The sequence below is a fragment of the Thermosipho globiformans genome, from assembly GCF_003990895.1.
In the GTDB taxonomy this organism is placed as follows: Bacteria; Thermotogota; Thermotogae; order Thermotogales; family Fervidobacteriaceae; genus Thermosipho; species Thermosipho japonicus.
This window is the reverse complement of the sequence record NZ_BHXD01000001.1, coordinates 159,273-174,638: the sequence shown is the minus strand read 5'-3', so window position 1 is coordinate 174,638 and position 15,366 is coordinate 159,273. Positions and strand designations below refer to the sequence as shown.

Here is a 15,366-nt window from a genome sequence, read left to right as displayed (position 1 = left end):
GATTTATCTTTATAAAATTTTTTAAATATCAATCACCAAAAATTAGCCAATAGGACTTCCCATAGACATCATCAACTACTGTAGAAAGTGTTGCATCTTCACTTGCAAAAACAGCTGTTACTGGTATTTCATAACCATTTAAGGTCGCCGTACCATTAACAGTACATGTTGCTCCAACATTTGATCTTTCTAATCTTAAATATACTAAATCTGCTATAGAAGAAAAATCATATTTCAAATTTGAAACAAACGTTCCACTTAAGTAGGTTCCTCTATTTCCAGTAATAAGTTCATATGATACTGAATCAACTGTTATAGTTGCTTGACCTAAGTCAACTCCAGGTTCATCAAATTCCACTTTAAATGTTGATGTAAAAGTAAATGTCTCTGTTGAATCCGCTGTTATATTAACTGTTTTTACATATTGCCTTTCTTCTTCCATTCTTGTGGATAAACTTAATGGATATGGCTTACCTCCTAAATAATACGATGCTCTATCATTTGAATCTGGTCCCCCAACTATAACTTCATACTTTCCTGCATCTATATTTGAAAAATGAGCAATACCAGTAAGATCTGTTTTAGCAAAATAATCTCCGCCAACACCATCAACTCTCTTTAATGTTACAAATACTCCTGGTATACCATTATCCCAACTATCAATTGCTTCAACATTAAATGTTACTCCGCCATCAGTTGGAAGTGGAAGATTTATTGAATTTTTCGCATTTACTAGTCCAAATCCTGAATCATGGTCATATCCTTCTTTATCAATATCAACAGCACCTTGTTCTATTAACTTTCTTATCTGCCATACTTTTGCATCTGGATACTTTTCTTTCAATAATGCTACAACACCAGAAACATGCGGACAAGCCATTGAAGTACCTTGATAAAATGCGTATAAGCCACCAAATGAATCAGCAAGCTCTCCACCTTCATAACCTAAAGCAGTAGCTTGTGGAACTGTTGAAAGAATATCAACACCAGGTGCTCCTACTGTTATAGCGTCGCTTCTATTTGAGAACCATGTAGTTCTATATTCCCCGCCATTAAATTCAACTGCTGCAACTTGAATTATTCCAGGATAACCTGATGGATAATGTACATGTTGGTCAGTGTGATCATTACCTGCAGATACTGTTACAACAACATCTCTGTCTAATGCATAATCAAATGCTTCTTTTAAAGTATAGCTATAACCCCATCCTCCCCAGGAATTTTGAAGAATATCTGCGCCATGATCAACAGCCCATATAATTCCATCAGCAACAGCATCATCTCCTACATAGCCTTCCACATCAAATATAACAATCGGCATTATTTTTGCATCTGGTGCTACACCAATAATTCCTAAAGAATTGTCACTAGCAGCTATAGTTCCTGCAACATGAGTTCCATGTGCTCCACCAAAAGAAGAATCTGTGCCTGCAGGTAGAACATCACCTGTTTTTGGTCTGTACCCCTCAATTACCTGACCTTTTAAATCAGGATGTGTTCCATCAACTCCTGTATCAATTACTGCAACAATTACTCCATCGCCTGTATATCCTATATTCCAAACGTCTTTAACGTTTAATGCTTCTAGTCCCCACAAGTATTTTGAAAATTCTTCATCGTCTCTTGGATTAGTCGAATTTAAACTAGTTTCATTATTTTTGTTTATCATATCATTATCGACTGGTTTTGGATCAATAATATATCTTTTGTAGCTTGGTTCTACATATCTGATACCTTTTAAACCAAGTTTTAAAATTTTCTCATATGCCTCTTCTACTTTTCCATTAAATTTAATTGATACCATTTTTATTTGTGGCAAATCAACTGCAATTTTTCCATTTAATGCTTCTACAATTTTGTCAACTTCTTCTCTGTTTTCATATCCAATGAGAACCTTACCCTCTTCGTATTCAAAATCAAGACTTCCCAATTTTATATCCGAACCTGCATTATTAGAAATCTTACTATTTTGAGCTATATTGTTTAACCCACAACTTGATAGTATTAAAAATAATACCAATATTCCAAACAATGAATATTTAAACAATCTATTCATCTAAAATTCCCTCCTTTCATTAATTTTCACCAGTAGTAAATGTATTATAAATTTCTGCCTCTATTCCGAATGGATCGACAACTTTACCTTGATCTGCGTATATAGAATATGCTTCTGAATCTTCATCAGAAACTATAGCAACTGCTAATTCATTACCCCACTCGTATGTTTTATTTTTCTGCAATGTATTAAATTGATACCAACCACCTGCAGCATAATCTACCCACCAACCAACAATTGGCTCGTTAAAAGCAAAAGATACACTTGTTGCATCTGTAACTATAAAACTATATTTTGGATAACCACTAGTACTTAATGAATAATATCCAAGATCATTTACTGTATTATCATAAAGCCATATATCAAATAAATAAACTGCCGTTCCCTCTGTAGAAACTACCGGATTTACTACTTCCCATTCAAAAGTTGGATTAGTAGATACATCAGTTGCACCATCAGTTGGACTTATATATTTTATATCAAACATTCCCAATGGAACAACTGAACCTAAATCAGTCAATGAAGAAATTTTCCCGCTATAATATGAGCCTACTTTGTACCAAACTTCTTTTCCAGCTTCAAGTTGTGCAGAACTATCCCTATAATAATTCATGTCTGCAGGTACCCTAGCAATTAGTTCATAATTTACTCCATCAAAACTTCTGTATACAACATAAGCTTCTGGTTTGTCAGTTGTTGATGATGCAGAAGAATCCTCCCATTTTATCCAATTCACTTCAATCCACATATTTAAATCTTTGTCTGGAGCAGCATTTGGTTTTTCAAATTTCATTTCTGAAACTGTTGATTTTTGAATATCATTAGAATAAAATTTTATACCAGCTCTTCTAGTATATGCTTTAAGGTTCACAAAACCACTATCACTTGGTTTTTCAACAACATACATATTATAATCGCCACTATCTTTAACTAGCGTCAAATAATAAGCATTAACGACCAAATTTTCATTTTGATCAAATACTGCTACAAAAACTGGGACCTTCCCAGAAAAACCATCCAAGGATATGCTTCCTTCAACTTCTGTATCATAATAAATATTTCTTGGATTAGTGAAAAATCCGCTTCCTGGGACTCCACCAACTTTTACATATACGTATTTTACATCATAACCAGTTCCTGAAAGAACGTCAATCTTATAATACAATTCATTACCGGAAAATTTGTTCAAATTAAACTTTGTTAAATTAAGAGTTTTTGACATTCCTTCATCTTCAAAAAAGCTTGCATTAATTGTAATATTATCAGATGCTTTTGAAGTGTCATATGATGTTTTTCTTAACGTTAGTTCTAATTTTTTTGTTTCTAAACCACTTATCATATAATTATTCAGTCTTGTAACAGCATAATTTTCTTTTTCAATCTTCACATCAAAATACTTTACAGTATCGTTCATTTTCAAATCAAATTTCACAAAGCCTTTTTCATCAGTAGTCTTTTCAGCAACCATTGACCCTGACTCATCAAAAACAGTCACTGTTGCCTCATCAACTGCAGCTCCTGATCTGTAATCAGCTACATAAATTTCAAGACTTGCAGGATACTCTTGACTTAAAAACTGCTGAACACAACCGCTAAAAAGCAGAAAAACAAATAAAAACATCGCACCAAAAATCAAAACTTTCTTCACAACTATCCCTCCTATCCTTTAATTTCTTAAAAATTAAAACAATACCAAACTTTCTAGAATGATAATCTAAAATAAGTATCTTAAAAATTATTTAACCAAATATTATTTAACGCCTTTCCAATAACATCATTTAATTTTTTTATCGAGACATAGAAATACAAAATTAACAATTTCAATGGTTATTATAACACACTTTGCAAAATTTGTGTTAAAATATTTCCAAAAGAGTTAAGGAGTGTTTAAATATGATAAATGCTGAAGAATATATTAAAAATTTGGAAACGGTTCTCAACAAAAATTTATCAAACGAAGAAAAAGAAAAAATCAAAAAAGCAATCAAATTGGCTGAATACGGCCATGAAGGTTATTACAGAAAATCTGGTGAACCCTTTATCACTCATCCAATTGAAGTTTCTAAAATTTTAGCATCATTAAAATTAGATATTACTACAATAATCTCCGGTATTTTACATGACACAGTTGAAGATAGTGAAGGCAAAGTAACTTTAAAAGATATTGAAGAAATGTTTGGTAAAGAGGTTGCATTAATTGTTGATGGAGTAACAAAGGTCAGCAAGATTAATGCACCTGTTGGAAACATTGAACAAAAGAAAAAAAGTGAAACCATACAAAAAATGCTTTTTGCAATGGCCGAAGATGTTAGAGTTATTTTTGTAAAACTTGCAGATAGATTACATAACATGCGAACTATTAAATATGTAGAAGACGAAGATAAAAAAAGATATAAAGCACTTGAAACACTTGAAGTTTATGCCCCCATTGCACACAAACTTGGAATTCATGTAATAAAGTGGGAACTTGAAGATCTATCTTTTAAAGTTTTATACCCAAAGGAATATTACATGATTAAAGAATTAGTTGCTGAAAAAAAGAAAGAAAGAGAAGAGCGAACAAACGAATATGTAAATCAATTAAAACTTGCATTAATGGAAAATAATATAAATGCAAAGGTTGAGGGGCGTTATAAACATTACTATAGTATCTGGAAAAAGATGAAAGAAAAAAATAAAAAATTTGAAGAAATTTATGACCTTATTGGAATAAGGGCAATCGTAAAAGATGTTCAAACCTGTTATACTGCTCTTGGAGTAGTACACCATATTTGGGTTCCTCTTCCTGGAAGATTTAAAGATTATATTGCAGCTCCAAAATCAAATGGTTACAAATCAATCCATACTACAGTTGTAACACAATATGGAGAGCCTTTGGAAATTCAAATTAGAGACGAAGAAATGCATAATGAAGCAGAATATGGATTAATTGCTCACTGGATTTACAAAGAAAAAAGCGTTGATTTAAAGCAAAAATGGCTACTTCAACTTCTTGACTGGAGAAAAGAACTTCTTCAAGGAAGTACAAACCTTTCCGAGCTTAAAAATGAACTGCAACTTGATGAAGTATTTGTCTTAACACCAAAGGGTGAAATAATTCATATGCCTTTGGGATCAACCGTTATCGACTTTGCTTACGCTATACATACAGAAATAGGGCACCATTTTGCAGGTGCAAAAGTAAATGGAAAAATTGTTCCAATAAATTACAAGCTAAAAAATGGTGATGTGGTAGAAATTTTAGTTAACAAATCAAGTAAAGGGCCAAGCCTTAGTTGGTTAAAATATGCTAAAAGTCCTAGAACAAAAGCAAAAATTAGAAGATTTTTTAGAGAAAAAGAAAAAGAAAAACTAATTGAATCTGGAAAAGATGTTATTAGGAAACTATCTAAAAGATTGAATATTTCAATAGAAAAATTACTTGAGCATGAAAAAGTTAATGATTTTATAAAGAATCATAATTTGAATATTGATGAATTTTATACACGCATAGGCGAAGGAAGTATTACTTTTAATGATTTACTGGAACTAATAGAAAACAAACCAGAAAAAAATTATAAGAAAAAGACAAGAAGCTCAAAAAAAATTAAAAACGCCGTAGAAATAGATGGAATTTCAAATATTGATATTCATATTGCCAAATGTTGTATGCCAGTTCCAGGCGATGAAATAGTAGGGGTAGCAAGCAGAAGAGGAATAACTATACATAGAATTAACTGCAAAAATATTAGAGATATAGATGAAGATAGACTATTTAAAGCCAAATGGCTATCTGATGATTCAAATGAATTTTCAACGAACTTAGAAATTGAATTTGACAAAAACGAAAGACTTGCCGAAATAATGAATCTCTTAGTTTCAAAAAACATAAACGTAAAAAGTTTTAAATTAAATGAATCAAAAAATTGGAATTCAGTCTTTGCACATCTGACAATTGTGGTAAAATCTTTAAATGAACTAAATGACATAATAAGTCAATTAAATAAAAAATCTGGAATATTGAGGGTGAGAAGAAGATGAGAGCTGTAGTACAAAGGGTTAAAAATGCAAAAGTTGAAGTGGGAGGAAAAACAGTTGGAAAAATAGAAAATGGACTTTTAGTATTGCTAGGAGTCGGAAAAGATGATAACAGAGAAGATGTCAAATATCTTGCCGAAAAAATAATTAATTTAAGAATTTTTGATGATGGAAATGGAAAAATGAACCTTTCATTGCTTGATATAAAAGGTGAGCTTCTTATAGTATCTCAATTTACTTTATACGGTGATTGCAGAAAAGGTAGAAGACCTTCTTATTCTGAATCAGCATCTCCTGATATTGCCAAAAAACTTTATGAAGAATTTGTAAACACATGTAAGAACTACAATTTAAAAGTTGAAACCGGTGAATTTGGAGCACATATGCAAGTATCTTTAGTAAATGATGGCCCTGTAACTTTATTACTTGATTCAAAGAAGGTGTTTTAATTGCTTCTTCACGTATGTTGCGCACCAGATTTGGTGCCTGCATACTTTCATATGAAAGAAAAAATAAAATATATTTATTTTTACAATCCAAATATCCATCCTAAGAATGAATATGAAAAAAGGTTCAATGAAGTTTTGAAACTTGCAAAAATGTGGAATTTAAAAATCATTGAAAGCAAATATGAACCCGAAGTTTACTTTAAGCATGTAAAAGGGCTTGAAAATCTTGGTATTAACAGCCCACGATGCGATAAATGTATTTATCTTCTTTTAAAAAATACAGCAATAACAGCTAAAAAAAACAATTTTGACTCTTTTGCAACTACTTTAACTTCTTCTCCAAGAAAAGTTTTGGAAAAAATAAATAAAATTGGTAAAATAGTAGAGCAGGAAGTTAATGTAAAATATATCGAAACATATTTTAGAAAAGGAAAGGAATACCAAGAAGCTTTAAAATTTATAAAAGAACAAAATATTTACCGTCAGACATATTGCGGTTGTATATTTTCTAAGATTGAACTTGAAAATAAAAGAAAGGAAAAAATTGAAAAATCAAAAAAAATTCTAAAAGAATACGGAATAACTAATATACCACTTTTCCCTGAAAAATTAGTAATAACAAAAGAAAATTTTGAAATATTCTCAAAAAACTTTATCGAGATAATTAAAGCTATTCAGCCAAAAATCTTATACGTTGACAATTTTGTTAAAGAAAAATACAATTTAAAAGAAGGTTGGAATAAATTTGGAAATTATAATCAAAAAATACAAATTTTAAAGGGGAATGGATAATGGATATAATTTCAATTACTTTTCTCTCAAAAAGTGAAAATATTAAGATCGCAAGAAGTGTAGTACAAAAATTTTTATCTCAAAAATCTGTTAATGAGCAAGATGTATTTGATACTGAACTTGCAGTTAATGAAGCAATTGCTAATATAATAGAGCACACATACAAATTCGAAAAAGATAAAATTATTAAAATGACGTTAAAATGGACTGAACCTAATATTCTAGAAATCTATCTTAGAGATTTTGGACCTAAAGTTGATCCATCAAAAGTCAAACCAAGACCTTTAGAAGAAATTAGGCCTGGAGGATTAGGAGTTTATATAATCCAAAAAATATTTGATGTTATGGAATTTAAAGATGTAAGTTGCGGAAATCTTCTACTTCTTAAAAAAGAATACAATATATAGAGGTGTAAATATATGCTCCAATTATTATCAAATAAAGCATTATTGGCTGCTTTTTTTGCTTTTTTAAGTGCTCAAATACTAAAGGTAATAATATATAGAGACATTAAAAGTTTTGGAAGATACGGCGGAATGCCGAGTGCACACGTTGCAACAACGGCAGCTTTGGCATGGGAAGTTGCAAGGTTAACAGGTTATAATTCACCAGAAACTGCGATAGCAGCAATTTTTTTATCAATAGTTGCTTCTGATGCAGTTGGTTTAAGAAGAAAAGTAGATCCAAATAGTGGACACACATTAATTGAAGCCATACTTGGATTCATTCTTGGGACAATCATTGCATTTATAATTCCAAAGTAGGAGGAAGATCATGAAAAAACATTTTCTTATCTTTTTACTAATAATCATGACAATTTCAACATTTGCTCTACCTGGAAAATGGTTTAGAGATATGATAAAGTACTATAGAGAAGCATATAATCTCCCAAGCGATGAGGATTTAATTCAAAATATTGAAAATGCAATTTTAGATGCTTCAAAAGAAACAGGAATTGATCCACTTTTAATAACTTCAATAATCATTGTTGAAACCGAGTTTAGAAATGTAATTGGAATGCATGGCGAACTTGGTATGATGCAAATAAAACCGGATACTGCAGAATTTGTGGCAAATCTATACAACATTTCAACACCACAAGAAGGTTGGAATAGAATATTGTGGGATTTTAAACTAAACATAAAAATTGGTAGTTATTATCTAAAATATTTATACGACAAATTCCATAATATAACTGATGCTGTAAAACACTATAATGGAGGAACATATAAAGAACAATATGCACAGAAAATTCTTGCAAAGTACAAAGAAATGTTAAAGGTGGCAAGTGTAAATGAAAGAAATTCTTAAAGTAATAGATTTAAATTTTTCATACGGAAATTTTGGAATTAAAAATTTGAATTTAAAAATAAAAGAAGGACAATTTGTAGGGATAATTGGTCCAAATGGTGCTGGAAAATCAACAACCCTCAATCTTATAACTGGTTTGTTAAAACCATATTCTGGAAAAATATTACTTTATGATAAGGATATTAGAAAACTTTCAAGAAAGTATATTGCGTCAAAAATTTCCTTTGTTCGTCAGGAATTTAATCCTACATTTGAATTTAAAGTAAAAGATATAATTGAAATGGGAGCACTACATAAGAAAACTAGCTTTTTTAATACCTTCGAAGATTCAACAAAAATAAAAGAATGCCTTTCAATGGTAGAACTCTCTGATTACGAAGATAGATACTTTTCCACATTAAGTGGCGGAGAGCAAAGAAGAGTTCTAATAGCAAGGAGTATTTATCAAGAAACCCCTGTAATAATAGTTGATGAACTAACAGCCCATTTAGATATCTCACATGCAATTCAAATAGTTGAAATATTAAAAAAACTTACTTTAAATGGAAAAACTGTACTATCAGCTTTCCACAACATCAATGTTGCTTCAAAATACTGTGACTATATATATGCATTAAAAGACGGAAAAGTAATCTTTGAAGGTACACCATCAAAAGTTATAAATAAAGAAAATATTAAAAAGCTCTATGAAAAAGAATTTTATGTTATTAATCATCCTGTACACAATTATCCCGTAGTGACTTTCTAAAGATTTACTAAAAGTTTTTCAAGCTTTTCATACATTTCTTCAGCATCTTCTTTCATCTTTTTATATATATTTGGATTTACTAGCTCTTTAACTTTCAAACTTGCATCAAATAAATCATGTGCAAAATGGCTTTTGCTACTAGAATATCTATTAAAAAATCTTCTGAATTTTTCATCGTTTATTGAAATGAATGTCTTGCCCAAAAATGCTGAAACTAGCGATCCATGGAATCTTTCACTGACAACAATCTTACTACTTGATATCTCTTCTATGATAAGGTTTGAAAACCTTGAATTTAATCCTTTAATTGAAATATTCGATAATCTTTTAGCAAGTACCTCATCTTGCGGAGAAAATGGAACATACACTACTTCATCTATTCCCTGGCTTTTTAATGTTAATAAAAGTGGGACATAATTTTTCACTCTCCTTGGAATTATTACTGCCTTATTACTTTCTCTACTACTTTTCACTTTTATGCTACCTAATTTTCTAATACCTGGGTCTGTACACAAAAAAGAATTTTTATTAAAATTTTTTGCATATCTATATGAAACCGGATCTCTTGCAAAAATATATAACTTCTTACTTTCCAATAAATTTTTCATTAAAATCCTTGATGTGTAATTATAAAAAGGGCCAAAACTATTTCCAAAAAATACCAAAGGTTTTCCAAACAAAAGGACCGTTTTAAAGAGAAGGTAATAATACATAAAGCTTTTAAAACTTGTCTTGTCTTGTAAAACTCCTCCTCCACCGCATATTACAACATCAGACTTTATAATAGCTCTTACAATAGACAAAGGATTAAATCTATTATACTCATTCAACTTTTTTTTCTCTTTTGGTAATAATTCCATAACTCTATAATTTTTTTCACTCAAAAACTCCTTTATACTTTGCCTCATCAGTTCGTCACCATAATTTCCATAGCCATAGTATCCAATCAATAAAACATTCTTCAAGGAACATTACCTCCTTATAGAGAATAATTTCTATGAAAAGTATATCATAAACAGTGGGGGTATTTTATGATAAAAAACATAAACAATAAGGTTTATATCATTGAAAACGAATTAGCATCAAATAGCACTTTAATTATTGGAAAGAAAGGAAACATCTTAGTAGATACATCTTTATTTCCAAAAAAAGCTGAAAAAATCAAAGAGTTTTCAAAAGATATTTCTGGAAAAGAAATAACTCTTGTTATTAACACTCATTATCACCCCGATCATACATTTGGGAATTCTGCATTTGATTGCCCTATAATTGGCCACTCACTAACAAGAAACCTAATGGAGCAGATAGATGAAAAATATTTAATGCAACTTGAACTTGAAGATATAAAAATAGTTCCTCCAAACATTATATTTGATAATTTTTTTGAGTACGAGGATGGAGTAAAATTAACTGTATATCATGGTCCAGGTCATACACCAGATTCATCATACATCGTCATAGAAAATGAAGATGTTTTAATAGCCGGTGATACTGTTATAACTGATATTCATCCTGAAATAGTAAGTGATAGTAATTTAGATATTTGGATAAATACTCTTGAAAACCTTCCACAAGTTTCTAATATTGTTCCAGGTCATGGGAAAATTGGTAATTTCACAGATGTAAGGCTAATGAAAGAATATCTGCAAAAAATTAAAAATTTAAAAAATGGTACTATAAGTTCGACTAGTTTAGAAAATGATCCAAATTTTACAAACAGAAAATATCCAGAATTACTAAAATGGAGTCTTGAAAATTTACTAAAAAATACCCTCTAGGAGAAACTAGAGGGTATTTTTTATGTTAAAATATATTAATAAGGAGTGTGATTAAAATGACAATACAAAAAATATTAAAAATGAAAAATAAAGAAAAAATTGTTATGGTTACTGCCTATGACGCACCAACTGCAAAAATTCTTGAAAAAGCAGGTGTTGATATAATCTTAGTTGGTGATTCTTTGGGAAATAACGTTCTTGGATATGATTCAACAATTCCGGTTACTCTCGAAGAAATGATTATACACCTTCAAGCAGTAAGAAGAGGTGCACCAAACTCGTTTATTGTAGCTGACCTTCCATTTTTGTCATATGGATATAACATAGAAGAATCTGTTAAAAATGCAGGGTTACTAATAAAAAATGGGGCAAATGCTGTAAAAATTGAAGGTGGAGCACAAAACTGTGAAATAATCAAAAAATGTTTAAACATTGGTATTCCAGTTATGGGGCACCTGGGTTTTACTCCACAATCATTAAATATGTTTGGTGGCTATAAGGTTCAAGGAAAAGAAGAAAGCGCAAAGAAAAAACTTTTAGATGATGCACTTGCACTCGAAAATTGCGGAGTATTTTCAATTGTTCTTGAAATGGTAACTGAAACCATTGCAAAAGAAGTGACAGAAAAACTCTCAATACCAACTATTGGAATAGGCGCGGGAAGATATTGTGATGGACAAGTTTTGGTATTTCATGATATTGTTGGATTAAATCCTGAATTTAAACCAAAATTTTCTAAAACGTATGCAAACACCTTTGAAATTATGCTAAATGCAATCGAAAGGTTCAAAGCAGAAGTAAAAGAGAAAACTTTTCCATCAAAAGAAAACGTTTTTGAAGAAGGAGGAAAATAAATTGAACATAGTTGTTGGCGTTACAAGCGGAATTGCAATTTACAAAGCAGTAGACTTAGTTAGCAAACTTAGAAAAAATAAATTTGAAATTGATATAATAATGACTGAAAATGCAACTAAAATGATTTCTCCGGTTGTTTTTTCAGCAGTTGGTAATTGTCCCGTATATACAGATACATTTAATGTTAAAAATGGATGGATTATACATACAGAACTTTCAAAAAAAGCTGATTTATTTGTTCTTGCACCAGCTACAGCAAACACCATTGCCAAAATTTCTTCTGGAATTGCAGATAATTTACTTACAACAACAATTTTGGCATTGCCTGAAAAAACTCCAAAAATTTTGATCCCAACTATGAATACTCGGATGTATGAAAATAAATTTACTCAAGAAAACTTTGAAAAATTGAAAAATTTGGGTTGGTTTATTGTAGAACCCGATAGTGGTCATTTAGCATGCGGTGATGTAGGTAAAGGAAGATACCCGGAAAATGAAAAAATTACTGAAGCAATATACAATATGCTTGAAGAAAAAAGATTATCTAGTAAGAAAGTTTTAGTTACTGCTGGGCCAACAAGAGAAGAAATAGACCCAATCAGATACATTTCAAATTATTCAAGTGGAAAAATGGGATATGAAATTGCAAAAATTTCAAAAAGGATGGGAGCATATACAACTTTAATCTCGGGACCAACAAATTTAACTCCACCATATTTTATAGATGAATTTATAAAAGTTAAAACTGCTCACGATATGTACACTCAGGTAATGAATAAATTTAAAGATTATGACATTATAATAATGACTGCTGCTGTAGCTGATTACACCCCAAAAGTAAAATCAAAAGAAAAAATTAAAAAATCAGAAAATAATTTTGTTTTAGAACTTGAAAGAACAAAAGATATTTTAAAAGAACTTGGAAGAAAAAAACGCAGCGATCAAATTATTATCGGATTTGCAGCTGAAACAAATAATATAATAGAATATGGTAAACAAAAATTGATTTCAAAAAATGCTGATTATATCATTGCAAATGATGCAAATAAAGTGATGGGAAGTGATTTTTCAAGTGCATTTTTAATTTCTAAAGATAAAGTAATACAACTTGAAGGGAGCAAAGAAAAAGTTGCAAAAGATATTCTTACTAATATTATTAACAATTAATACTTTAATTTTTCCTTTTTATACAGGCTTAAAATACACATTTAGAAACACACAATTTGAAAATTATATTGTTTTAACAAGTTCTATAGAAAGAAAGGTATATATTTATGACTTAGAAACAAACAAGTTAAAATATCTATTTAATAATGTTGGAGTTTATCCTGCAATATCTTATACAGACAAAAATAATTTATTCATTGTTGATACTGTCGGAAAAGAGATAATCCTAATTGATTTAAAAAATCCAAAAAAATATATAAAAAGACTTGAGCATAGACCAATCTTCTACAATCGTATTAATAGCATAATTTACATTCTTGATTCTGAGGGGAACCTATTTGGCTATGACTTCAATTTAAACTTAATATACTATCACAAATTTGTCTCAACACCAAATTATTTCTATTTTTACAAAAGCAAACCAATTGGATTATATATTTGGAAAAACAATATTGATTTTGAATACCAAGGAAAAATTTATAATTATAACCTTACTACGCCTTCATTATTAGTAGATAACTTTATAATAGATACAAGAGGGGGAAATATTTTAGAAATTGATAAAAAGAAATTGTATAAATCCGAACCTTACATATCATTCGCAATAATCTGGAATAAAAAACTTTACTTTGCTTCAATGTTTAGTAATACAATTTACAGCATAGAAAGTGGTAAAATAGAAGAGGTAGCAAGATTAAATTATCAACCAACTTACGCAAAAGTTATAAACGATAAACTATACATTCTCTCTGCATCGAACAATAAGCTTATAATATTTGATAATAAAAAAACACAAGAATTTGATACTGGTGATTTCCCCATTGAAATTTTTAGTTACAAAGGCAAAATAGCCGTTGTCTGTGCTGAAAATGGAGAGATAAACATATTTGAATTCTAAAAAAATATTTACTTTGTAAAAAGAGGAGGTCAAAATATGAATGTAAAAAAATGGGTTTTACAACACTTTCCGACAGTAAAAAAAGACGAAGAAATAGGAAATGCTTTAAGAAAAATGAGAGAATTTTCCTGCGATTACTGTATAGTATTAGATGAAAACGATAAATTTGAAGGTGTTGTTTACAAATCAAGTATCAGAGATTCGGAGCTCGATGAAAAAATCGATATGTATGTAACTTTCCCAGATTTTTATGTAGTTGAAGACTCAAATGTTGAAGAAGCAGCACTAATGTTAATAGAAAACAAAGATCAAGTTCTTCCTGTTGTAAATAATAACGCAGAAGTTATTGGAGTTTTAACAGTCCAAGAAGTACTTGAAGCATTTATTGAACTTTCAGCAATGGATGAACAAGGAACAAGAATAATTTTAGAACTTGAAGATAAACCCGGTGAATTAAAAAGAGTAATAGACGTTCTTGCAAACAACAAAATGAACATTTTATCTATTCTCACCCTTAAAGACGAGAATAAAAGACAAATTTCCATAAAAATTCAATGTGAAGATCCTGAGTCAGTAGCAAATCTGCTTGAAATCTATAATATTAAATATATCTCTATCATTGAAGAAGAAGGTTTTTAATGGAATTAGTATTTAAATTCCAAGAGTTTGAAGGTCCATTAGATTTAATAATTTATTTAGTAAAAAAGAAAAAGTTAAGTATTAGAGATATTCCTATTTCTCAGCTTGCTGATGAGTTTTATGAGTATTTACAACAAATGAAGAATTTAAATCTTAATATAACTTCTGAATTTATCGTCACTGCTTCTTATTTAATGGAGTTAAAATCAAAAAGTCTTCTACCAAGAAGCAGTGAGGATGAGTTTTTTAAAATATCCAAAGAAAAATTTTATTCTCAAGTTGAGCAATATGCAGCCTTAAAAGATTTAGTAGAAAAAGTTAAGAATAACGAAAATTTAAATATTGAAAAAATACCAGTTTCTGTAAAAGCTGTTTTTCCAAAAATTAATGAAAAAAAGTTAAAAGATATAATAAAAAATGCTATAAAAGAAGTTGAATTAAAACAAAAAGTCTACAAAATCAAAAAAGAAGAAATTACAATCGAAACTATAATGAGTAAAGTTCTAAATTCTAATATCAACAAAAACTTATATGAAATTCTTAAAAACCTAAATAGCAAGTATGAAATTATAATGTATTTTCTTGCTATACTAGAGTTAATTAAACTAAAAAAAATAGTCCTAGATGAAGAATTTTACATTAGGAGTGTATAATTT

At 29.8% G+C, this 15,366-nt stretch carries 16 protein-coding genes; 13 read left to right on the top strand and 3 right to left on the bottom strand.

Annotated features, from left to right (window positions below; all coding sequences use genetic code 11):
• Positions 1-28 precede the first annotated feature (28 nt).
• Entirely contained in the window at positions 29-2,056 is a 2,028-nt protein-coding gene (locus EO083_RS01005) for a S8 family serine peptidase (protein ID WP_126992366.1), read from the bottom strand.
• Between the two features lie 19 nt (positions 2,057-2,075).
• Positions 2,076-3,704, bottom strand: coding sequence for a hypothetical protein (locus EO083_RS01000; RefSeq protein ID WP_126992365.1), 1,629 nt, complete (start codon positions 3,702-3,704; stop codon positions 2,076-2,078).
• Between the two features lie 245 nt (positions 3,705-3,949).
• Here EO083_RS01000 and EO083_RS00995 point away from each other — a divergent pair, with 245 nt between their 5' ends.
• From EO083_RS00995 to EO083_RS00965, 7 genes are read left to right on the top strand one after another with little or no spacing between them, the layout of a single operon-like run.
• Positions 3,950-6,076: a RelA/SpoT family protein gene (locus EO083_RS00995; protein ID WP_126992364.1), complete on the top strand. Its 2,127-nt coding sequence runs from the start codon at positions 3,950-3,952 to the stop codon at positions 6,074-6,076.
• Positions 6,073-6,522, top strand: coding sequence for a D-aminoacyl-tRNA deacylase (dtd, locus tag EO083_RS00990; protein WP_126992363.1), 450 nt, complete (start codon positions 6,073-6,075; stop codon positions 6,520-6,522). The genes EO083_RS00995 and dtd overlap by 4 nt, the downstream gene beginning before the upstream one ends.
• On the top strand, positions 6,523-7,314 hold the full coding sequence (locus EO083_RS00985) for an epoxyqueuosine reductase QueH (RefSeq protein ID WP_126992362.1): 792 nt from the start codon (positions 6,523-6,525) through the stop codon (positions 7,312-7,314). It begins immediately after the preceding gene.
• A complete protein-coding gene (locus EO083_RS00980) occupies positions 7,314-7,721 on the top strand; it encodes an ATP-binding protein (RefSeq protein WP_126992361.1) in 408 nt (135 codons plus the stop codon). The genes EO083_RS00985 and EO083_RS00980 overlap by 1 nt, the downstream gene beginning before the upstream one ends.
• A gap of 12 nt (positions 7,722-7,733) precedes the next feature.
• On the top strand, positions 7,734-8,078 hold the full coding sequence (locus EO083_RS00975; protein ID WP_126992360.1) for a divergent PAP2 family protein: 345 nt from the start codon (positions 7,734-7,736) through the stop codon (positions 8,076-8,078).
• 10 nt (positions 8,079-8,088) lie between these two features.
• Positions 8,089-8,625 carry a transglycosylase SLT domain-containing protein gene (locus tag EO083_RS00970; protein WP_126992359.1) on the top strand — a complete coding sequence of 179 codons (537 nt, stop codon included), beginning with the start codon at positions 8,089-8,091 and terminating at the stop codon, positions 8,623-8,625.
• Positions 8,609-9,373, top strand: coding sequence for an ABC transporter ATP-binding protein (locus EO083_RS00965; protein WP_126992358.1), 765 nt, complete (start codon positions 8,609-8,611; stop codon positions 9,371-9,373). Before EO083_RS00970 ends, EO083_RS00965 begins: the two co-directional genes overlap by 17 nt.
• On the opposite strand, the gene EO083_RS00960 is transcribed toward EO083_RS00965, so the two are convergent.
• Positions 9,370-10,338: a polysaccharide pyruvyl transferase family protein gene (locus EO083_RS00960; RefSeq protein WP_126992357.1), complete on the bottom strand. Its 969-nt coding sequence runs from the start codon at positions 10,336-10,338 to the stop codon at positions 9,370-9,372. The genes EO083_RS00965 and EO083_RS00960 overlap by 4 nt on opposite strands.
• Positions 10,339-10,404: 66 nt before the next feature.
• On the opposite strand from EO083_RS00960, the gene EO083_RS00955 reads away from it, so the two are divergent.
• From EO083_RS00955 to EO083_RS00930, 6 genes are read left to right on the top strand one after another with little or no spacing between them, the layout of a single operon-like run.
• Entirely contained in the window at positions 10,405-11,151 is a 747-nt protein-coding gene (locus EO083_RS00955; RefSeq protein WP_126992356.1) for an MBL fold metallo-hydrolase, read from the top strand.
• 56 nt (positions 11,152-11,207) lie between these two features.
• Complete coding sequence (gene panB / locus EO083_RS00950) at positions 11,208-12,005, top strand: 3-methyl-2-oxobutanoate hydroxymethyltransferase (RefSeq protein WP_126992355.1); 798 nt, start codon at positions 11,208-11,210, stop codon at positions 12,003-12,005.
• A gap of 1 nt (position 12,006) precedes the next feature.
• Positions 12,007-13,173 carry a bifunctional phosphopantothenoylcysteine decarboxylase/phosphopantothenate--cysteine ligase CoaBC gene (coaBC, locus tag EO083_RS00945; RefSeq protein ID WP_126992354.1) on the top strand — a complete coding sequence of 389 codons (1,167 nt, stop codon included), beginning with the start codon at positions 12,007-12,009 and terminating at the stop codon, positions 13,171-13,173.
• Positions 13,136-14,071 (top strand): YncE family protein, encoded by a 936-nt coding sequence (locus EO083_RS00940; RefSeq protein ID WP_126992353.1) that lies wholly within the window; start codon positions 13,136-13,138, stop codon positions 14,069-14,071. The genes coaBC and EO083_RS00940 overlap by 38 nt, the downstream gene beginning before the upstream one ends.
• A 36-nt stretch (positions 14,072-14,107) precedes the next feature.
• Positions 14,108-14,710 carry a CBS domain-containing protein gene (locus EO083_RS00935; protein WP_126992352.1) on the top strand — a complete coding sequence of 201 codons (603 nt, stop codon included), beginning with the start codon at positions 14,108-14,110 and terminating at the stop codon, positions 14,708-14,710.
• Positions 14,710-15,363, top strand: coding sequence for a segregation and condensation protein A (locus tag EO083_RS00930; protein WP_126992351.1), 654 nt, complete (start codon positions 14,710-14,712; stop codon positions 15,361-15,363). Before EO083_RS00935 ends, EO083_RS00930 begins: the two co-directional genes overlap by 1 nt.
• The last annotated feature ends 3 nt before the right edge of the window (positions 15,364-15,366 follow it).